Origin of the sequence: Waltera intestinalis (genome assembly GCF_009695995.1) — a bacterium.
GTDB lineage: Bacteria > Bacillota > Clostridia > Lachnospirales > Lachnospiraceae > Acetatifactor > Acetatifactor intestinalis.
The window spans coordinates 35,604-54,941 of the sequence record NZ_VUMU01000020.1; the positions used below are offsets into that span (position 1 = coordinate 35,604).

Genomic DNA, 19,338 nt, shown 5'->3' on the forward strand with positions numbered 1-19,338 from the left:
CCCCTATATCTATTATTTATGACCACTCGGAATGGTTATACTAATCTAAAAAAGGATCCAGGTCATATACCGTGTTGATCTTGCCGGATAAGACGCTGATGAAGGTGGGACTTTCGGATAATGCCCGGATCACAGTAGGTCTCGAATCATCGATCTCCGAAGCCTTCAGGATCGGCTTCATGGAGAACAGTGATCTCTCATAGCTGAATGTGTACTCTTCCCGCAGATACTTTCTCGCCAGCGTAGACATATACTCCCAGGCACTCTCCGGTCTGCCGGGACAATCGTTGCAATTCCCCAGCCAGCCGCCTCTGCAGATATTGCCGTCCACTCCCACACAGGAGAACTGCGGCGTAGCATCGTAGCTTGTCTTATGCGGTGTAAAAGTCACCGAAGTCAGGGAATGATATCCCGTCCTGCCGAAAGGCATAATGGAAAAAAACGGTCCATCCATTACCGTAAATCCAATGTCCCTGAGCTTGTCCCCCGGCTTGCACAGGATGATCTCGCATAATTCATACTTCAGTCCGAAGGGTTCTGCCGTGACTCCCTTTACCTTCTCCAGCACCTGATTCACGGAAGCGTAAGTGGCATTCAGCACGAACGGTGCCCGGTATACCTCTCTATGGCCCTCATGCAGTGCGGTGATCTCATAGCAGTCCGATTGTTTTACGATCTCTGTGATCTGCCGCCCGAAGTGCAGCTTCACTCCCGGATATTTCGCGATCTCCTCCATCAGATGATCCCGCAGAATATGGGCATCGTAGGTATACTCCTCGGTGAGAAAAGCTCCGTCGCACAGCCCCGGCCGGAAATATTCTTCCACAGGAAGCGCCTTACAGGGGATCCCGCCATCCCGGCAGAACTTCAAAAATTCCGCCGCATCCGTCCAGGAAAAATGAGCGGAAGTGGCATAAATCTGTTGAAACGCAGTATGAAGACAGAAGGAATAGTCCTCTGTAAAACGCTTGAAATATCCGGCGGATTTCATGGCCGTAGACAGAGACCTCGGGTAGTGATATCCCATGTGTACCCGGGCCTGATTGATATATGTGGCTCTGGTAAAAGGAGCCTCTTCCATCTCCAGCACCTCTACCTGCTGCCCTCTTTTTGCACAATACAGCGCCGCATACAATCCATACAGCCCTGCTCCTATGATCAGTTTGTCCATTCTGCTATCCTATCTCTGTCTCTGATTTATCTCTGTCTCTGATTTATCTCTGTCTCTGTTTTCTCATTTTCCGTCTTTCGGCCGGTTCCGCACATCAGCGCCACCAGATACGGCAGTGCCAGCATCACCGGATAGACATATCTCATCTGCACCGTGGGGCCTAACAGCATCGTCCCATAATATCCGGCGATCACCGCCAGTGGCAGACAGTATCGCTTTCTGTCCACGATCACAAGTATCGCCGCCAGTGCCAGATACAGCCACAGATAACTGCCCGGCACGAACAGATATTTCAGTACCGGAAGCTTCAGATAACCGTTCCCATCCGCCCATGTCTCCAGGCGGTCATACAGTCCCGGCCATTTGCTGTCTTTGTAGATCCCTCTGTTGTTCAGCGTATCTTCTTCCCATCGTGTCTGTATATATCCGAGGCCCTCTCTCCCCTGCACTTCATTCACCGTCGCATGGGTGACATCAAAGGGAGATAAAAATCCTGCATCCACTGCCAGTGCGGCATTGATCATATCTCCGGGATAAAATTTCAGCAGATGAAAATAGGTCCGCAGGAAATCTCCCGAGCGATAACGCACCACATACGTGTTGGTATGTCGCTTTACCGGATCCGCGATGCCGGGATCATAATCCCTGTAAGCCTCATCCAATATAAAATCATTCACCAGTGCCCGATCCTGTTCCGACATGGTACCGTCATCCTCAGGAAGTACTCCCACTCCTCCGTGGTAGATCATGCAGCGGGCCATCTGCTGGATCGGCATACTCAGCATCTCTCTCCTGTCTCCCTGTTCCGCGTGCGTTGCGGAGAACACTGCGGACAGCACAAAAAGCCCTATACAGAAAGCTGCCACACTTACCGTAAACAGTCTCCCCCAGAGCTTCCTCGCTCTTTTTCCAAAGCATACTGCCAAAAAAAGAAATGCTAATAGTACAATCATAGCATATTTTCCGTTATTGCGAAACAGTATCATTCCCACTGTTCCGATAAAAAACAGCAGATCCCGGACTCCGGGACGCCATTCCCTGCGGTCCTCCAGCAACAGATCCGTCAGACTGATCAGCTGCAGCAGTAAAAAAGCACTGAATACCGTATCTTTTGTCATGCTGACACTCATATACCAGTGGAACGGGAAAAACATTCCAAGCAGCAGCATCACGATCTGCCAGCCTGCCGCCACCTGCCGTCTGTGCAATACCAGCACACCGTAGGACATGCTGCCCGCCAGCAGCAGCATCTGCAGCGCAGTGTACAGTGCCATTCCGGCATTCATACTCCCGAACAGCTGCGTTCCCAGCCACAGCATCCCCTGTAAAAGCAACGTGTGCACGATCGGATGATGATCAAAATAATAATGCTCCACGATCTGTCCGGTCTGTACCGGTGCATCATAAGCACAGATTCCCGGGTAATATGCCAGATATACCGGAAGCCATGCAAGACATAACAAAAACAGGCTTCCGAAAAACACCTGTGCCCCGGAGCCGTTCTGTATCCACGCGGCAGATCTGAAGAACACGGCATTGTCTTTACCGGTATTGTCTTTACCGGCACCCTCAGGTGCCGGCCTCTCTGCCGCGCGATAGACCACAAACGTTCCGATCACACCCAGTAGGCACCCCAAAAGCACGGTCCACAGCAGAGTGTTTCCCACATATCCGGCCGTCCACAGGATATTGCCCGCAGCCGCCAGATCTTTTTCTGTTTTTACGAAAAATACAAACAGACATCCCAGAACGCAAAGCAGCACACCGCCTCTGCGTCTGGGAAGTATTCTCTTCTCCTGCATATTATAATCCTTTACGTTCCTGATGTTCCCCATGCACACGGTTCAGACGATACTCGAAATCCTTCCGGTCCTTGGCCGCCATAACTTCCAGCATCATACCGGAGAAAAACGACTGGATCCCCGCCAGCAGAATGAATCCGCAGGCGATCAGCGTCGGGAATCTCGGCACCAGTCCCGTGTTCAGATACTCCAAAAACACCGGAACAAACAATATCACCGACACCGCTGCCAGCAAAAATGCCAGCATGCCGAAGAAATGCATGGGTTTATAGTTTTTATACAGCTGCAGCATCTTGCGGATCACGCGGAAACCGTCACTGTAAGTATTCAGCTTGGACTCGCTGCCCTGGGGACGGTCACGATATTCCACCACCACATTCTCTACCTGCATGTTATAGTTCACCGCATGGATCGTCATCTCCGTCTCGATCTCAAATCCTTTGGAGAATACCGGGAATGTCTTCACGAATTCATAACTGAACGCGCGATAACCGGTCATGATGTCCTTGATATCGGAATGAAACAGGCCGTTGATCCCCGCACGCATCAGACTGTTGCCGAAATTATGAAACGGCCGCTTATTTTCCGTAAAATAAGTAGACGACAGACGGTCTCCCACCACCATATCCGCCTGATGCTCCAAAACCTTTGCTACCATCTCCCGGGCACAATCCAAAGGATACGTGTCGTCTCCGTCGATCATAAGATAACATTCCGCATCGATCTCACGAAACATTCTGCGGATCACGTTTCCCTTTCCCTGGGCATATTCATGACGTATGATCGCTCCCGCTTCCGTTGCCAGTTCCACGGTACGATCGGTGGAATTATTGTCATATACATAAGTCACCGCCTCCGGCAGGAACTTTTTCACATCGGATACCACCTTGGCGATCGTCTTCTCTTCATTGTAGCAGGGGATCAGTACTGCAATTTTATCCATTTTCCATTCCTCTTATCTCTGCGTGTTAAAAGTGCTTATACAAAGTTTATTGTACCACGCTTGTTCCATTACAGCCACTATTTTTGCTTTTTCCCGCGTATTTTTCTTGGGGGCGGGCAAAAGCTATGATATAATGAGCCTCAAGGAAGAACAAGTGGCTGCGAAGCAGACATTTGTTTTTCTGGGCTCATTAGCGAACGAATATCCTGCGAAGCAGGATGTAAAGTGCGATAGCACGAATTCGTGAGCTTATAATGCAATGAGCGCAAGTGAGCCAATATGCTTGCATAATTGAAATTTGTTGTGGTTACGGAGGAATTGTTTCCATGAGTGGATCTCAGAACAGATCTTGTTGCAATATCATTTACCGCCTGGGGCTTAACATTGTCATGCTTCTGACACTGTTGCTTTCCATGCTGCTGTTCGCCGGCAGCTTTCTCACGACCTGTTATGCCGACAATATGGAGACCCAGCAGGTCCTGCTGCGTCCGGACAATCCCCTGTGGAATCTGTTGGAGCTGACAGGCTTCGGATTACTGTTTTGCGGATGTCTGTCTCTGTATGAAAAAATAGGAGAGAAATTCCGTCGCGGACTACTCGTTTTTACTTTGACCTTCGTGTTTGTGCTTGGTATCCTGCTGATCCTCTTCGGACGCACGGTTCCCGCGGCGGATGCTCTGTCTGTATACAATGCGGCTGCGGAGTGGATCCTGGGAAATACTGATATTATCCACCCCACCGTTTCTTATCTGTCTTATTATCCACAGCAGATCGGGCTGATGGCTTTTTTGGAGCTGTTGCTCCGGATCTGGAATCTCACCGGCCTGTCCGTACCGGCCTGGCACTTTATCAAGCTGGTCTATGTCTGTCTGTTGTGTGGGGCGATCTGGTTCCAATATCTGTCGCTGCAATATCTGTGGCCGGAGAATTACAAGAAGATCTCCTGCTGTTATCTCGTCTTGGTATGCTGTAACCTGCCCATGATCATGTACAGCTCCTTCGTCTACGGCGAGATTCCTTCCTTCGTTGCATTGTCGGTGGGATGCTATCTGCTGTTGCGGTTGCTGGGGAGCGTCTCTCCGGACGGCTCCTATCGGGACAACGTCTCCCCGGGCGGCTCCTCCCGGATAATTTTCACCGGCTTCGGCAGCATCCTGTTCCTCACACTGTCTGTGATGCTGCGCAAGAATTCACTGATCCCGATCATCGCGGTACTGCTTGTGCTGCTCTTCGAAGCGTTGCGTTTTGGACGAAGCTTTCGTTCCCGCTTGTGCCTGCTCGGTATAGCGGTATGTCTTGCTGTTACTTCTGTGGGGATTCTGCCGCTGGTACAGAAATGTTATGAGAAAAAGGCGGGGAACACGTTAAGCTCCGGGGTCACCGCCATGTCCTATCTCGCCATGGGAATGCAGGAAGCTTCCCGCGGCTGCGGCTGGTATAACGGCTTCAATATCGATACTTACGACACCGCCGGTATGGATACTGCACTCGCCAACGAGATCAGCCGTCTGGCGATCGACGAACGCCTGACCTATTTTCGGGAACATCCCGGCTACACAGCGGACTTCTATCTTCACAAACATTTATCCCAGTGGGCGGATGGCACCTATGCCAGCCGACAGGCTACCCTGGCTACCTATGGAGGGCGGAGTGCATTTTTTAAGGAAGTCTATGAAGGTTCTCTCAGTGGGGGATATATCGAATGGTGCAATGCATGGCAGAATGTTCTGTATCTAGGCGTGTTGGTGTTCTGTATTGGCAGTCTTAAGAACCGTCGGAAGTCTAAAGTTGTCGGGCACATGGCTGACCAAACGGCGGGGCATACCGCAGGGTGCACTGCGGACCACATGGCGGATCAGCTTGATGCGGATCGGCACGGTGCGGATCGACATGGCGCGGATCGACTTGGTGCGGATCGACTTGGTGCGGATCGGCTTGGTGCGGATTGTCATGGTACGGATCGGCTCTACGTCTACGTTGGCCTCATTGCCGTACTGGGAGGTTTTCTGTTCCACACCTTCTGGGAAGCCAATTCGCGGTATATCTTCTCTTACAGCCTGTTGCTGATGCCCTACTGCGGGGCCGGAGTCTATACCGGGATCTGCCGGATACGGGATTGGGTACGGTCGAGATTTCATTAACATTTTCCATGCAGTATTATACTTAACTTACTAACTTGAGAGTTTACGCGAGCAATGAGCCGCGCATAGGAAAACTGCCAACAGCTTCTGTATCCTTTTTTCCGCCACAGCGTGGGCACAGGAGACAGGATCAAGCTTCTCTGTGCCCTTAAACCAAGGTATGGGGCGTTACACACAAAATTTGATGATTAAACCCCGCGTATCGCAAACTTCCGGGGCTTAATTGACTAAATTTGATGATTACGCCCCGCGTATCGCAAACCACCGGGGCTTAATTGAACATAATTGATGATTACGCCCCGCGTATCGCAAACTTCCTTATTTGTAGCAAATTTAGTATCTCACAACTCATTTTTTCTGTATAGACCCAAAACGCAGAACACCCGCGTCGGACATTTTAGAATATATAAATCCCTTGTTATACTTTCAGGTTTTCACGATTTGGGTATCTGCAACAAAACAAGCTTCTCATACCCTCAAGTTTTCCACAGCGTGGGCATCAGCAACAAAACAAACTTCTCATACCCATAAAATATTCACGCTGAGGCGGAAGAAGGGTACAGACTAGCTTGATCCTATCTCCTGTGCCCACACTATGGCGCAAGAAGGGCACAGACTAGCTTGCTCTTGTCTCCTGTGCCCACACTATGGCGCAAGAAGGGCACAGACTAGCTTGCTCCTATCTCCTGTGCCCACACTATGGCGCAAGAAGGGCACAGACTAGCTTGCTCTTGTCTCCTGTGCCCACGCTGAGGCGGAAGAAGGGCACAGACTAGCTTGCTCTTGTCTCCTGTGCCCACACTATGGCGCAAGAAGGGTACAGACTAGCTTGATCCTATCTCCTGTGCCCACACTATGGCGCAAGAAGGGCACAGACTAGCTTGCTCTTGTCTCCTGTGCCCACGCTATGGCGGGAGGTTTCCAGCAGAAAGGACTGCCCACGGGGTGGGCAGTCCTTTCTGCGTGGATTTTAGAATAACTGTTTCACTAACTCTCAACTCACATCAATAATACATCGCTCCCTGTAAAAATCCCCAAAAATAATACACTCCGCATACGAGGTGCCACAGGTAAGCCATCCACTGTACTGCTACGACAATCCTTCTCTTCCGGGTGTCGGCATTCGCTGTCGCGCGGAGCAGTACCAGCAGTGCTCCCACAAATGCGAAGAAGATTCCGTACATGTAGCCCCAGGAGAAATTGAAATCCATCTCCCGGAATCCTTTTTCATACAGGAAGAATGCCATAAGGAAGCTCATCACATACACCTGCCAGGAGAAACGGTAGATGCTGTCCTTGTGCAGTTCCTTGTAGTTCAGCAGAAGTACCAGGATCGGGAATCCGATGGCCAGGCCGATAGCCAGGGGCAGATTGCCACAATACTGCGCCCATACATGGCCAAAAGTAAATCCGATGCCGCCTTCCTGTCCCTCCTGCGGTACGAACACTCCCCGGTACTGGTAGAGCAGATCCATAAAAGTCGGAATAAAACATACTCCCAGCCACACCGTGGGGACAAAATTCCGGAATCTGCTGCGGAACATTCTCCACAGCATCAAAATCCCCGCAGCTCCGACCAGCACTATGGTAAAACTGGGTTTCGTCATGGTCGCCAGCAGCAGATATAATGCAAACAGAATATAATCTCTCTTATGCTCTCTGACCGCATTTGGCTGCTCATACACCGGCAGCAATTCACCGTACTTAAAAAATGCAAGAATTGCGAACGGCCGTGCCGCCATATAGGTGGCATTGTGGAAGGGATTCGGCGTAAATACCCCGAGATATTTGTATTTGATACCGGGGAGATAAATCCCTGTCGGCGGATACACCATCGACACAAAAAACAGAGATACCGCTGCCGTTCCTGTGAGGATCCCCGGAAGCCAAGGTTTTCCGGGCATAGCTTCCTGCAGCTTTGCTCCCACATGCTTGTCCAGCATCACCTTCAGAGCGATCATTGCTCCGCTGTTTAACAGCATCGTGGCCAGTGCCATAGCCAGCTCCGCTCCGCCGGTAAAGGAAGCGGTCACCAGATGGATCGTCGCCGCCAGCTTGAACAAAACCGGGTAAGGGAAGCTGTAACCGCTGTCCAGTCCCTGCATCTCCAGAATATATGCCTTCATATCGGAATGATACAGTCCCGTTCCCAGCATGCTTTCCACACACTGCCGGTAAAACAGCCAGAACGTAACTGCCGATGCGATGGCTACCAGTGCAGCAAACACCGAAATTTCTATCCAATTTTTCTTATTTTCTTTCAAAATACCGTTTCCTGCCACTTTCTGATTCACTCCGCTATTTCCCATGATCCGGCACAGCTCCGGGCATTTCCCATGATCCGGCACGGCTCCGCCCATTGCCGGATCTTATTTCAGCTTCGTGTAATAAGCTACCACCTTTTTCACTGCATGGATCACATCTTCCACATCATCATCCGTCAATCCGTAATACAGAGGAATACTCATCACCTCGTTGTAATACTTCTCCGCATTGGGGCACAGTCCCTTCTGATATCCCAGCTTCTCATAATAGGAATGCCAGTAGACCGGCAGGTAATGCACCTGAGGGCAGGTATTTTCCGCATACAGAGCATCGAAAAACTGCCTTCTGTCGCAGTTCAGGTTCTCCAGATTCAGATGCAGCACATACAGATGCCAGGTCGTGTCAGACTCCGGGATCTCCTTCTGCAGGATCAGTTCCGGCATTTTGGCGAACGCTTCATTATAACGCTTACGGATTTCTTTTCTACGCTGTTCAAATGCAGGGAGCTTCTTCAGCTGGCTCAATAGCAGTGCCGCCTGGAAATCCGTCATACGATAATTGAAGCCCAGCTCTACCTGCTCGTTGTACCACAGCGCATCGGTGGGATGTACCATTTCTTCCGGGTCCCTCGTAATGCCGTGGGTACGCAGCCGCATCAGATGACGATACAGCTTCTCATCATTGGTCGTGATGGCGCCGCCTTCTCCGCCGGTCACCGTCTTGACCGGATGGAAGCTGAAGCAGGTCATATCTGCCAGGCTTCCCACAGGCTGGCCCTTATATTTCGTGCCGATGGCATGCGCGGCATCCTCGATCAGGATCAGATCGTGCTCCTTACAGATCTCCCGGATCTCATCCAACTCCACTGCCTGACCGGTGAAATCTACCGCAACGATTGCTTTCGTCCTGGGTGTGATCAGCTTGCGGATGGACGCCGGATCGATATTGTAGGTCTCCGGATCAATATCTGCGAAAACAGGCTTCGCTCCCGCATATAATACACAGTTGGAGGATGCAGCAAAAGTGATCGAGCTTACGATAACCTCATCTCCCTCACCGAAGCCTGCTGCCAGCGCCGCCAGATGCAGTGCGGCGGTACCGTTACATACCACCACTGCGTATTTTGCATGGGTCAGTTCACACAGATGCTGCTCCAGCTCCTTCACCTTAGGTCCGCAGGTAATGTAGTCGCTGGTCATGACTGCTGCCACCGCATCCACATCTGCCTGGTCAATATATTGCCGTCCGTAGAAAATTTTATTCTCTCGTACAGGTTTTCCTCCAAAAATAGCTAATTCTTCCATTCCAAATCCTCCCGTCTGATTTTTACTGTATCTATGGTCATAACTTCTCAATTCGTCAGCTAATTTACTAATTTTATCATATCATCATGAGAAAAACAACAATGGTGTTGGCATTGCCCCGCCTGCTGGGGTATAATGAAGCCAGCCGGATCCGCCTGCCTCTACGGCCACCCGGCGATTTACAGAAAGGATCCCCTATCTTATGCGTTCAAATACAACCAAGAAAAAAAATCCATGGAAGCTCTTTACTGCCATCATTATGGTGATGCTGATACTCGTTGCGCTCGCTGCGGGAATACTTTATATGAAAATATACGAGCCCGGGAAGCGTTCCTCCGACTTTGGCAGATTACAACAGGAATCCTATCAGGGCGTATTTTTGTCCATGTCCGCGCCGGAAGCTTTCCCCGAAGACATCTATCCCACCTATATGGGATACGACGCGGTATGCGGTTCCCACCGGATCGCATCCTTCTCCGACCTGTCCGATTATCTGGAAACGGCCTTCTCCTCCGGAAATGAGGTAACTCATGTCTTCCTCGTGCTGAATCCGCTCTCCCTGTGGAACAGCAGCCTGCACAGCGATGCCCGGTTCTCTGCCTCCCTGGACGAAGACCTGCTGGCCTATGTGGATACCTACGCCGGTGCCGAATTCACGGTCATTTTCTCTGCACCTTCCCTGGAATACTGGCAGGCACATGCCAATGGAGATCTGGACACTTACTGCAATGTGTTCCGGGTACTGGTCTCCCCTCTGTCCGCCAGAGAGAACGTGACCCTCTGCTTCCCCGACCAGGAAGAATGGCTGATCTCGAACCCGGATGCCTATGACACTCCCACGGAATTAACTGCCGAAGCTGCACGTTCCGTAATGCTTCTGGTGCTGAGCGGCTCTCTGCAATACCGGAGCACAGAAAGCTATAACAGCCTGGATCATTTTTGCACACTGGTGCAGGATGCCGTAGATTCTCCGGCCGATCATCCTGATCTGACCGACTGCGAGCTTGTATTTTTCGGCGACAGTGTCATGGGAAATTATCATGATTTTGCTTCCATCCCCGGAGTCGTCCACGCTCTGACCGGTGCCACCGTGCATAATCTGGCAATCGGCGGTTCCTCCGCTACCCGGAATAGCGATGACGATAAGTCCTTCCCGAATGTCGTACAGGACTTTTTAGACCATAATACGGAAGAACTCTCCGGTGATAAAAAACTCTGTTTCCTCATCAATTACGGCTTAAATGATTATTTTGGGGGATTTCCCATCGATGATTACCAAAACGGCCTCCGCACCGGCATCCGGGCTCTGCGGGAATCCTATCCGGATGCCCGGATCATAGTCATATCCTCCAACTATATTCTGTCTTTTGAAAAGGGAATGGCACGCACCGGTGACGAAGAAAATGTATTAGAAGACTATATTGCCGCGGCTGAAGAAACCGCCGCGGCTGAAAATGTTGATTTTCTGAATATCAATGATGCTCTGCAGTGGAATGAAAATAATGCCGCAGAATACCTGGTGGATTCCATTCATCCCAACGAGGAAGGACGCTTCCTGTTCGGTGTGGAGGTGACTAGGGCCTGGAGATAATCCCTGTCCTTCTCAGAACTTTGCTGTTACCAGTGAATAGCTTCCCACCGTGTCGATCACTTCATAGGGGAATTGCAGATACTGCAGTTCGTCCTCGTGGAGTACCATCAGGCCATCCCCAACGAACTCCGCCAGTTCCGCTCCGGATTTCTCAGGATAAATGTAGTGATAACGCTGTGCGTAGTCCTCGCTCTGATAGTACCGGGCATCTATTCTGCAGGCATACTGGGTCAGGATCTCCGTAGCTAACTGGTTAAACTGCCAGCCAAGATTACCCGTAATATACAAACTGTCATATTCTTCCATGCTGTCAGCTTCGGCTACGGCATCTAAGAAATCCCTGTTGTAATAGTATCTGCTCTCTTCCGCATACTCTGTAAAATACGTTGTGAAAAACAGCACACTGCTGACTGCATACGCAGCTACAATGACCGGGAAAAGCTTTCCGAATTTATCCACTACCAGTGAAATGCCGTAAGCACACAGCAGGATCACCGGGTAGAAGATAATGTTCACACGGTTAATGTTCACTTCAAAGGTGATCAGGCCCACCCAGATCCCGGTAATGAGGAATCCCCACAGAGCCAGCATCTGCGTCTGTTTTTCGATCTGTTTCTCCTTAAAAAGGCGGATCGTAAATACGATGATCCCGATCAATACAAACGGTGTCGACACATGATATAAGGGTCCGAACGCCGGAATCGAATTAAAGAAAATGTCCGGCAGCTGCAGGAACACCCTGCTGAATAATGCCCAGGCATTCCTGCCCAGCTGTGCAAAGGAAAAATTCAAAAACAGTATGTCTGCACTTCTGATACTATCCGGGAAAAATTGCATGGTGAAAAAGGGCATTTCAATGCTTTTACCATAATGCAACGCATTGATCGCCAGCACGATCACCTCCGGCAAAGCCACCAGCGTAAATATTACCGCACACAGCAGCCCCTCCCGGAATTTCAGCTGCTTTTTCCACAGACACCATATAAAAAGCACAAACAAAAATGCCGTGACGGAGTACGCCGCTATTCCATAACAATAAAATGTCAGGCCGAAAAAGAGCATGGATAAATACAAATACCGTCTTTTCTCCAGTCCCAGCAACAGCAGATAAAATGCCAATAAGAATACATGTGGGAACAGGTTGCAGTCCAACGACCAGCGGCTCTGCATGAACTGCCAGGGATTCACCGCCGTCAGCGCCATCGCAATGAAGGCAGTTTTCTCATCAAACATATTTTCCGTAATCAAATATACCAGTGCAACCGCCCCACAGGAAGCCACCAGCATCGGCAGCCTCACCGTTATGGTGTTAAAACCAAACACCTTGATAAACGGGACCATACAATAGGATAGCAGAACACTCATCTGACCGTATTTCCAGGCTTCAAAATGGACCGGCATAAACGTGCCATAGCGGTCGGTACCGTATTTTGATAGTGCCCATGCATCCACGGCTCCCATGGCTTCATCCTGATTAACCCCGTCCGGAACTGAGCCAAACCGGATACACCGCAGAATAATTGCCATCGCCAGAATGGACCAGAACAGTATTTTTTTCTTCTTCGCAGTCATAGTCATTGTCATTGTATTACGTTTCCTTTCCGGTATTCATACTTGTGCTTATCATCTACACTGATCTCTGCACCGATCTGCACTTCGATCACCTGCAGTTCCGTATCCGCAAGGATCGTATGCTTACAGCCTGCTGGCATAGTCAGGACATCGCCCGGCTTCACCGGCCGTTCCACACCGTCCAGAATCGCCCGGCCTTCTCCGGCAATGACCGTCCATACTTCATCACGGAAATCATGACTGTGATAATTCATCCCATGTCCCGGATTCAATGTTACCTTGATCGTCATGCTGTGATCCTTCACATCCAGAACGCGGAAGCTCCCCCAGGATTTTTCGGCGAACATTACCCGCTGAACAAATTGATTCACGTAAGGTTTGATATAGCTCGACTGCTCCTTATCCGATACCAGGATTCCCTCCGGGCTGGCCGCCACGACCATATTTTTCAATCCCATGCACAGAATCGGTACATTCAGTTCATTCACCACATGCACATTTTCACAGGTATCGTTCAGAACCCCCTGTCCGACACACTGACTGTCCATGGCCTCCGTCAGCGTATTCCAGGTACCCAGGTCCTTCCAGGTCCCTGCGAAACGCATCACTTCTATGGCAGGCTCTTTTTCCACCACGGCATAGTCAAAGCTGATCTTCTGCAATGTATCATACTTCCGGAACAAATCTTCATAATCCGTAAAATCTATGAGTTCATGGGCACGTTTCAGCACATAGCCTAACCGGAAAGCAAACACACCGCCGTTCCACAGAGCACCTTTTGCAATGTATTCCTCTGCGGCTTCTTTCGTCGGTTTCTCCCGGAACATCGTTACACGGCTCAGATCGTCCGCCGTCTCCGGTATGATATAACCGTATTTTTCGCTGGGATACGTGGGTTCGATCCCCATGAGCACAAGATTCGCCTCAGACTCTCCCGCGCGATCGCACAATGCCTGCAGCGCCTGAAAATAAGCCGTCTCCACATAAGGATCCACCGGACAGATCACGATCGGTTCCTCTTCCGCTACCCCCAGCACATCCTTCAGATATGCCACGGACAGTACGATCGCCGGAAAAGTGTCCCGTCTGCAGGGTTCCACACTGACCCCTACATCCTGCCCCAACTGACTGTAAATAGCTGACACCTGGGACTTGGAAGTGGCGATCGTCACCTGTGCCTCCGGGTCTACTTCCCGTATCTGGCGGCATACCCGCTGTACCATGGATTCCAGACCGCCGTCTGCTGTATGAAATATCTTAATAAACTGTTTGGATCTTATCTCATTGGACAAAGGCCACAGACGCTGCCCGGAGCCACCTGACAAAAGTATAATATTCATAGCTTGTCCTCTCTGCTTTTTACTATCTCATCATACCACATTATTTAATATTTGCGAATCTTCATATAGGTATTGCCCCAGGCCTTCCAATCTTCCAGCCACACGACATCCTCTCCCTCCGGCAGGATATCATAACTCGGATTCACACATCCGAGTACCAGTTTCCCCTGGGCCACGGCAGCCTGTATCTCCTCCTGTGAAGATACCAGCCGAATCTTCTCCCGGTATTCTGCCGGCAACACATAATAATTCACAATCGTGGCTCCACATCCGTCCGATCTGATGCAGATCTCACCATACCGGTCCACAAGGCTTTTGAGAACCTTCTTCGCCGTCACACCATAATAATCCATCTCGTACCGTCCACAGGCATCACCACCTGCCAAAATATTCGTATAAGCGCTGGAGCTCTGTCCCGTCAGTGCAATTCCCACTCCGTTACATCCTATGAGCACCACCAGCATAGCAGTTGCGATCCTTCTCGCACGGATTTCCGGTTGCTGCAACAGGTATCTCACTGCATAAGCCATCATCACGATCATCGGTCCATAGATAAAATACATATGCCGCCACCCGTTGTACAGATTCGGATCGCACAGCATTGCTACCAGCACCGGAATCCCGGAGGTCAGTGCGAACAGCGGATAGATACGATCCGCGAAATTCCATTGATGCTTTCTGCCTTTATAGATCCAGATGCCGATACTACTCCACAGCAGAACACTGAGATAGACCGGAATCGTCAGGGCGATCAGTTTCGGCAGATAATACCATGGCAGAGGATTCGTGGAATGCACATACCATGTTCCGTCAAACAATACCTTACCGTCCATTCTGGAATATTCCGTACTGTTTGAAAGGTTCCACATCAGAAATTCCCACAAATGAAATCCCTGTCCCCAGATAGCGGGAGTTAATGTCAAATAACTCAGGAAACCGACAACTGCTGCCGTAAGTCCCACGAAAAAAGTTTTCCCGCTCCACTTTTTTTCTGTCGTCAGGATCAGCAGATAAAAGCCGCCAATCATTGCAAAAACATAGATCCCGCTGATCTTCAGATTCCCGCAGAATCCGGCACAGATTCCCAGCAGACATGCATTTTTGAAATCCTTACGCTCCAAAAAGCGGATTCCGTAAAATAACATCACAATGATCAGGGACATCAATACGGAATCTTTATTGTTGTATAATCCATCCGCAAATATCCTCGGTGTCAGAAACAGCATAAGTGTTCCCAGCAGTGCCGTCCTCCTGTCCCGGAACAGCTCCCACAACAACCGGTACATATAAATCACACCCAGGAAAAACAGCGCATACGTATACGCATGCCATACCTCACTCTGCAGCCTGACAGCATCCGGATGCTGATCCAGCTTCATTAATAACGGTGCGCACAGATAATACGGAGCACTGCCATGATCCTTGTCCGCTTCTACGCAGATCGGATGATATTCTTCCTTCCATTGAAACCAGTTCGTGAGCTTCGGGATCCGTAAGGTCTCACCATACTGCAAGATATTCATATACAGAATTCTTTCTTCCTGATTTTCATCAAAATAAACTCCTGTCTCCCGCAGGAAAAAAGCTCCAAAAAGGAACATTGCCACAAATATGCCCAGGATCGTATACCTTTTTTTCTGTTCTGTCATGGTCTGCATGTCTCCCATCCTACCGGATAATAACAACTTTTCTCTTTATTTTTTAAGCGTTTGTTATGATTCAATATAACATTTCAGATAACTGATTTCAAGGCATCCAAATGTTTTAGGAAAATAACAACTTAAAAAAGAACTCAAAAATTTGAGTTCCTTTTGAGTTCCTATTTGAGTTCCTTTAAAGAACTCAAATTTTTTAGACTTTTTTGAGTTTCTTCAGAAAATCACTTTCTAATCACAGTAAAATAACTGTTTAGGGCTCTTGGGCTTTTCCGGAATGCTCATCTTAATAATCCCCTTATCAACCAATGGCATCACACGGGTCTGAATGGCATATGCCACAGAGTTCAGTCCTAAATAATCACTGATTTCTTTACGTGTCCTGGGTGTCTTACAGAAGAGCAACAGTTCTCTATTGTCAACTCTATCCATTTCAACCGCAGTTTGTTCCATAACATCCTTATATAATTTGACAATAAAACTTCCTCTTTCATCAATGAATTCCGGCTGTTGCAGATCATATTCCTGCATCATTCTCCGAATCGTGGGAATTCCGGAATAACGATTCTCCGTTATTTTCAATACTTCCAGTTCCGATGCAATTACAGGATTTCTGGTATCCGGCTGTACTTTTCCAAGCTGATCAATCTTAATTCGTCCATAGATTCCACCGGGATTCCGAATCTCCATTCTATCCTCAAACATAATAAGCTGAATCGGCATTCCCTCCGTGTGAATACTATAATCACGATGTACCAGTGCATTAAGTATTGCTTCTCTGACTGCAGTAATCGGATAATCCGGCCGATCCTCACGTTTTCCTGTCTGCGAATTTATGATGGTCTTCGTACGCATATTCCTGCTCACAAATTGTATCGCTCCATCAAGCATATCAGATATATTTCCCTCTATTCTTTGATTGTCCAGAAATCTTTCCTCCTGTTCCCCAATCGTTCCCAGCTCCGTACCGGGAACCACTGTCGCAATAATGCATAATTGTGGAAAATATGCCTGCGGATATGGGCAAAAATTCATTACAGCACTTAATGTAATCCTATTGTCTCGCTTTATGCTCATCAATTCATATATTTCGTCAGTTGGAATGGCTGCCAAACGTGGTTTTCCTTTTTTAAGAAATTCTATATATGTCGCAAGTAAATCCTGATCCAATGCTGCAAACGATACTCTATCAATCACTCTAATATCGTCTTGATATTTCTTACGGTATGCCTCATAACTGTATACTTCATACTCCGTCATAGGCTCATCGCTATCACCAACCCGTGTATAAGACCCTTTCATCCGACCTTTTCCCTGGTAAAAAACCGGACGATCCGTAATATCTGCACTCGGGATTTCTGCAGAAACAAAAAAATTACCATCCTTTTCTACAACCGTAAGCAACGGTCTTACTGTCGGCTCCATCTGCAAGCACTGCTCATTTATTTTTTTTTGTATATCCTGTGGATCATATACTCCTACTTCTTTATATCCTTGTTTTTCATCCACACCAAAGATAATGATTCCACCATCATCCTGATTGGAAAAACTGGACAACGTATCGTATAACCGCTGTGGGCATCCCTGTTCTGCACTTTTTATTTCTAACGTGGAGGTTTCACATTTCATTTTTTGAATTAACTCTAATTTTTCCAATAATTCTTCTGTTGTCATTTTACTTCCTCCTGTTCTTTTTTAATATTCTACTACTTTTTTTAAGTTTATGCAAGAATCTAAAATTTTATTCAAAGAACTCAAAAAGGAACTCAAATTATTTGAGTTCCTTTTTGAGTTCCTCTACAACCGCTTTACACCTTTTCTTGCAAAAGCTTATCCCATACAGCAGAATATCCGCCATCCATACTCCCACTATATCATGGAGTTCGTTATTTGCACTAAGTATTACGTTATTCCGACGGTTGCAATGTCTCTTGCTTTTTATATTGAATATTCCTTCAATCGCTCTATAAACTCTCCACATGTGCTCACAACATCTTTACCATCAAGATACTTTAGATACATTTCCTCCTGGCGTTTGCTCCTCGCATCCCACTTTACTTTCCATATAATCCTTCTGACCGGTATTTCAAGCGGAAAATGAATGGGAAATGTTATTCCGCCAGTGGGCTTTGTGATCGTTTCTACTTCTATCCCATGCTTTAAACCATTATTAGCATATTTAAATGCATCCAGTGTATCCTTGTCCAAATCATTACTCCGGATACGTTCTGCATAATCTAACATTGCATGAAGACACTTTCCTACGGCATAAAAGATGCTGTTCTCGTCTTCAGTTGTATAATCTTTCTTCTTCAATATTTGATCTATTTCTATTTTCATCTCGGAATATGAATGTTCCATTGCATACATCAAATTATTCATATAGTCTCCCATAATCCCCATACTTCTTTCCTCGAAGCATGCCACCTATTACTAATCCTCTACCACCTGACAACCAGGTTCAGAAACTGATCCGTGTCCATCAGCATGGCCATCCCATTCTTTCTCGAATCCTCCAGCTTCACCAATTCCTCTATTCCTGGTACTTCACTGATCGTGCAGCCCTGTATTACCTTTTCTATGATCCTGCCATATTGCTCCCGGGTAATTTCTATTGTCAGCTGCAAAACCCGGTCTACCTGGATCAATATTCTCCGGAATTACTGCAGTATGCGGTGAAGTCCGATTGCGACTCTGTATGGCAGAGTATAGATGACCAGGCTACCTATACTCTCATCAAGAATTATATTGAAAAAAAGAAGGAAACGATCGTCTCCTTCTGCTTTTTCTGTTTAACTTTATTTCCTACGTAGAAATAGATGGCTACACCTATTTCCACAATGAAAATCCACATCCGGTCAAACCATTGCGTAATGCCTGCCTGGCTCTCTTCCCCGAGCTATCCAGGTATCTATATGACAATGATTGCATTCCGGATATGCGGAATAAAACGCTATTGCGTTTCCTCTGCTGCTTCACTGCTCTTAAGTGGAATTAGGAAAATACCAAACAGCATAGGCACTTATTCAAGTGCGAGGTTTGAGATATTTACCTATACAATTACATAAATACCAATACCCCATGGCCGCAGCCGGCAGCGCAATCACTATATAAGGGAACACGTATCGGCTCTTTGCCTCCCACAACAGACTGAATAAAACCTCTCCTATCAGAACCAATCCCAAAAAATATTCCCATTCCTGTCTTTTATGCTTTGCATCCGGATCATTTGAATGCTCTGTACAATAAAAAATACCCTAAAAATCCGCTTTCCTCAAAATCTTTTAAAAAGCACCTTGAATATTATCAGCTGCAAAATCCGGTCTATCTGGATCAATATTCTCCGGAATTACTGCTGTATGCGGTGCAGTCCGATTGCGACTCTGTATGGCATAGTATAGATGACCAGGCTACCTATACTATCATCGTATCAGGTAAATAACTCGCATCTTGAGTAAACACCTCTCGGTTGAGATAATTGAAAAAGCTGAAAAAGTTCACAACTTTTTACACTTTTTAAACCGAGGAGGATATTCCATATGGATACACGTTTG

13 protein-coding genes are annotated in these 19,338 nt (G+C 48.0%); 2 read left to right on the forward strand and 11 right to left on the reverse strand.

What is annotated here, in order from left to right; genetic code table 11:
- Positions 1-40: 40 nt before the first annotated feature.
- From FYJ59_RS13030 to FYJ59_RS13040, 3 genes are read right to left on the reverse strand one after another with little or no spacing between them, the layout of a single operon-like run.
- Positions 41-1,171, reverse strand: coding sequence for an FAD-dependent oxidoreductase (locus FYJ59_RS13030; protein WP_154498536.1), 1,131 nt, complete (start codon positions 1,169-1,171; stop codon positions 41-43).
- Positions 1,172-1,197: 26 nt separating this feature from the next.
- Positions 1,198-2,973, reverse strand: coding sequence for a DUF6020 family protein (locus FYJ59_RS13035; protein WP_154498538.1), 1,776 nt, complete (start codon positions 2,971-2,973; stop codon positions 1,198-1,200).
- Position 2,974: 1 nt separating this feature from the next.
- A complete protein-coding gene (locus tag FYJ59_RS13040; protein ID WP_022152877.1) occupies positions 2,975-3,916 on the reverse strand; it encodes a glycosyltransferase family 2 protein in 942 nt (313 codons plus the stop codon).
- Positions 3,917-4,242: 326 nt separating this feature from the next.
- Between FYJ59_RS13040 and FYJ59_RS13045 the strand changes: the two genes are divergently transcribed.
- A complete protein-coding gene (locus FYJ59_RS13045; RefSeq protein WP_154498544.1) occupies positions 4,243-6,057 on the forward strand; it encodes a glycosyltransferase family protein in 1,815 nt (604 codons plus the stop codon).
- A gap of 1,004 nt (positions 6,058-7,061) precedes the next feature.
- Here the strand turns inward: FYJ59_RS13045 and FYJ59_RS13050 are convergent.
- A complete protein-coding gene (locus FYJ59_RS13050; RefSeq protein WP_154498548.1) occupies positions 7,062-8,417 on the reverse strand; it encodes a hypothetical protein in 1,356 nt (451 codons plus the stop codon).
- A gap of 9 nt (positions 8,418-8,426) precedes the next feature.
- Positions 8,427-9,626 carry a UDP-4-amino-4,6-dideoxy-N-acetyl-beta-L-altrosamine transaminase gene (pseC, locus tag FYJ59_RS13055; protein WP_154498560.1) on the reverse strand — a complete coding sequence of 400 codons (1,200 nt, stop codon included), beginning with the start codon at positions 9,624-9,626 and terminating at the stop codon, positions 8,427-8,429.
- 202 nt (positions 9,627-9,828) lie between these two features.
- On the opposite strand from pseC, the gene FYJ59_RS13060 reads away from it, so the two are divergent.
- Complete coding sequence (locus FYJ59_RS13060; RefSeq protein WP_154498562.1) at positions 9,829-11,217, forward strand: SGNH/GDSL hydrolase family protein; 1,389 nt, start codon at positions 9,829-9,831, stop codon at positions 11,215-11,217.
- Positions 11,218-11,229: 12 nt separating this feature from the next.
- On the opposite strand, the gene FYJ59_RS13065 is transcribed toward FYJ59_RS13060, so the two are convergent.
- The 6 genes from FYJ59_RS13065 to FYJ59_RS13090 form a co-directional block, all read right to left on the reverse strand.
- Positions 11,230-12,801: an ArnT family glycosyltransferase gene (locus FYJ59_RS13065; protein ID WP_154498564.1), complete on the reverse strand. Its 1,572-nt coding sequence runs from the start codon at positions 12,799-12,801 to the stop codon at positions 11,230-11,232.
- Positions 12,798-14,129, reverse strand: a complete 1,332-nt coding sequence (locus FYJ59_RS13070) for a sugar phosphate nucleotidyltransferase (protein ID WP_154498566.1) — start codon at positions 14,127-14,129, stop codon at positions 12,798-12,800. The genes FYJ59_RS13065 and FYJ59_RS13070 overlap by 4 nt, the downstream gene beginning before the upstream one ends.
- Positions 14,130-14,173: 44 nt before the next feature.
- On the reverse strand, positions 14,174-15,778 hold the full coding sequence (locus tag FYJ59_RS13075; RefSeq protein WP_205839550.1) for an ArnT family glycosyltransferase: 1,605 nt from the start codon (positions 15,776-15,778) through the stop codon (positions 14,174-14,176).
- Positions 15,779-16,015: 237 nt separating this feature from the next.
- Positions 16,016-17,458, reverse strand: a complete 1,443-nt coding sequence (locus FYJ59_RS13080; RefSeq protein WP_154498573.1) for an ATP-binding protein — start codon at positions 17,456-17,458, stop codon at positions 16,016-16,018.
- A gap of 264 nt (positions 17,459-17,722) precedes the next feature.
- Positions 17,723-18,166: a hypothetical protein gene (locus FYJ59_RS13085; RefSeq protein ID WP_154498577.1), complete on the reverse strand. Its 444-nt coding sequence runs from the start codon at positions 18,164-18,166 to the stop codon at positions 17,723-17,725.
- A 59-nt stretch (positions 18,167-18,225) separates the two neighbouring features.
- Positions 18,226-18,411, reverse strand: coding sequence for a hypothetical protein (locus FYJ59_RS13090; protein ID WP_154498579.1), 186 nt, complete (start codon positions 18,409-18,411; stop codon positions 18,226-18,228).
- Positions 18,412-19,338 lie beyond the last annotated feature (927 nt).

What these genes read in the sequence shown, in the direction of transcription:
- FYJ59_RS13030 (WP_154498536.1), bottom strand. Translation starts at nt 1,171, where the DNA reads ATGGACAAACTGATCATAGGAGCAGGGCTGTATGGATTGTATGCGGCG.
- FYJ59_RS13035 (WP_154498538.1), bottom strand. Translation starts at nt 2,973, where the DNA reads ATGCAGGAGAAGAGAATACTTCCCAGACGCAGAGGCGGTGTGCTGCTT.
- FYJ59_RS13040 (WP_022152877.1), bottom strand. Translation starts at nt 3,916, where the DNA reads ATGGATAAAATTGCAGTACTGATCCCCTGCTACAATGAAGAGAAGACG.
- FYJ59_RS13045 (WP_154498544.1), top strand. Translation starts at nt 4,243, where the DNA reads ATGAGTGGATCTCAGAACAGATCTTGTTGCAATATCATTTACCGCCTG.
- FYJ59_RS13050 (WP_154498548.1), bottom strand. Translation starts at nt 8,417, where the DNA reads ATGGGCGGAGCCGTGCCGGATCATGGGAAATGCCCGGAGCTGTGCCGG.
- pseC (WP_154498560.1), bottom strand. Translation starts at nt 9,626, where the DNA reads ATGGAAGAATTAGCTATTTTTGGAGGAAAACCTGTACGAGAGAATAAA.
- FYJ59_RS13060 (WP_154498562.1), top strand. Translation starts at nt 9,829, where the DNA reads ATGCGTTCAAATACAACCAAGAAAAAAAATCCATGGAAGCTCTTTACT.
- FYJ59_RS13065 (WP_154498564.1), bottom strand. Translation starts at nt 12,801, where the DNA reads ATGACAATGACTATGACTGCGAAGAAGAAAAAAATACTGTTCTGGTCC.
- FYJ59_RS13070 (WP_154498566.1), bottom strand. Translation starts at nt 14,129, where the DNA reads ATGAATATTATACTTTTGTCAGGTGGCTCCGGGCAGCGTCTGTGGCCT.
- FYJ59_RS13075 (WP_205839550.1), bottom strand. Translation starts at nt 15,778, where the DNA reads ATGACAGAACAGAAAAAAAGGTATACGATCCTGGGCATATTTGTGGCA.
- FYJ59_RS13080 (WP_154498573.1), bottom strand. Translation starts at nt 17,458, where the DNA reads ATGACAACAGAAGAATTATTGGAAAAATTAGAGTTAATTCAAAAAATG.
- FYJ59_RS13085 (WP_154498577.1), bottom strand. Translation starts at nt 18,166, where the DNA reads ATGAATAATTTGATGTATGCAATGGAACATTCATATTCCGAGATGAAA.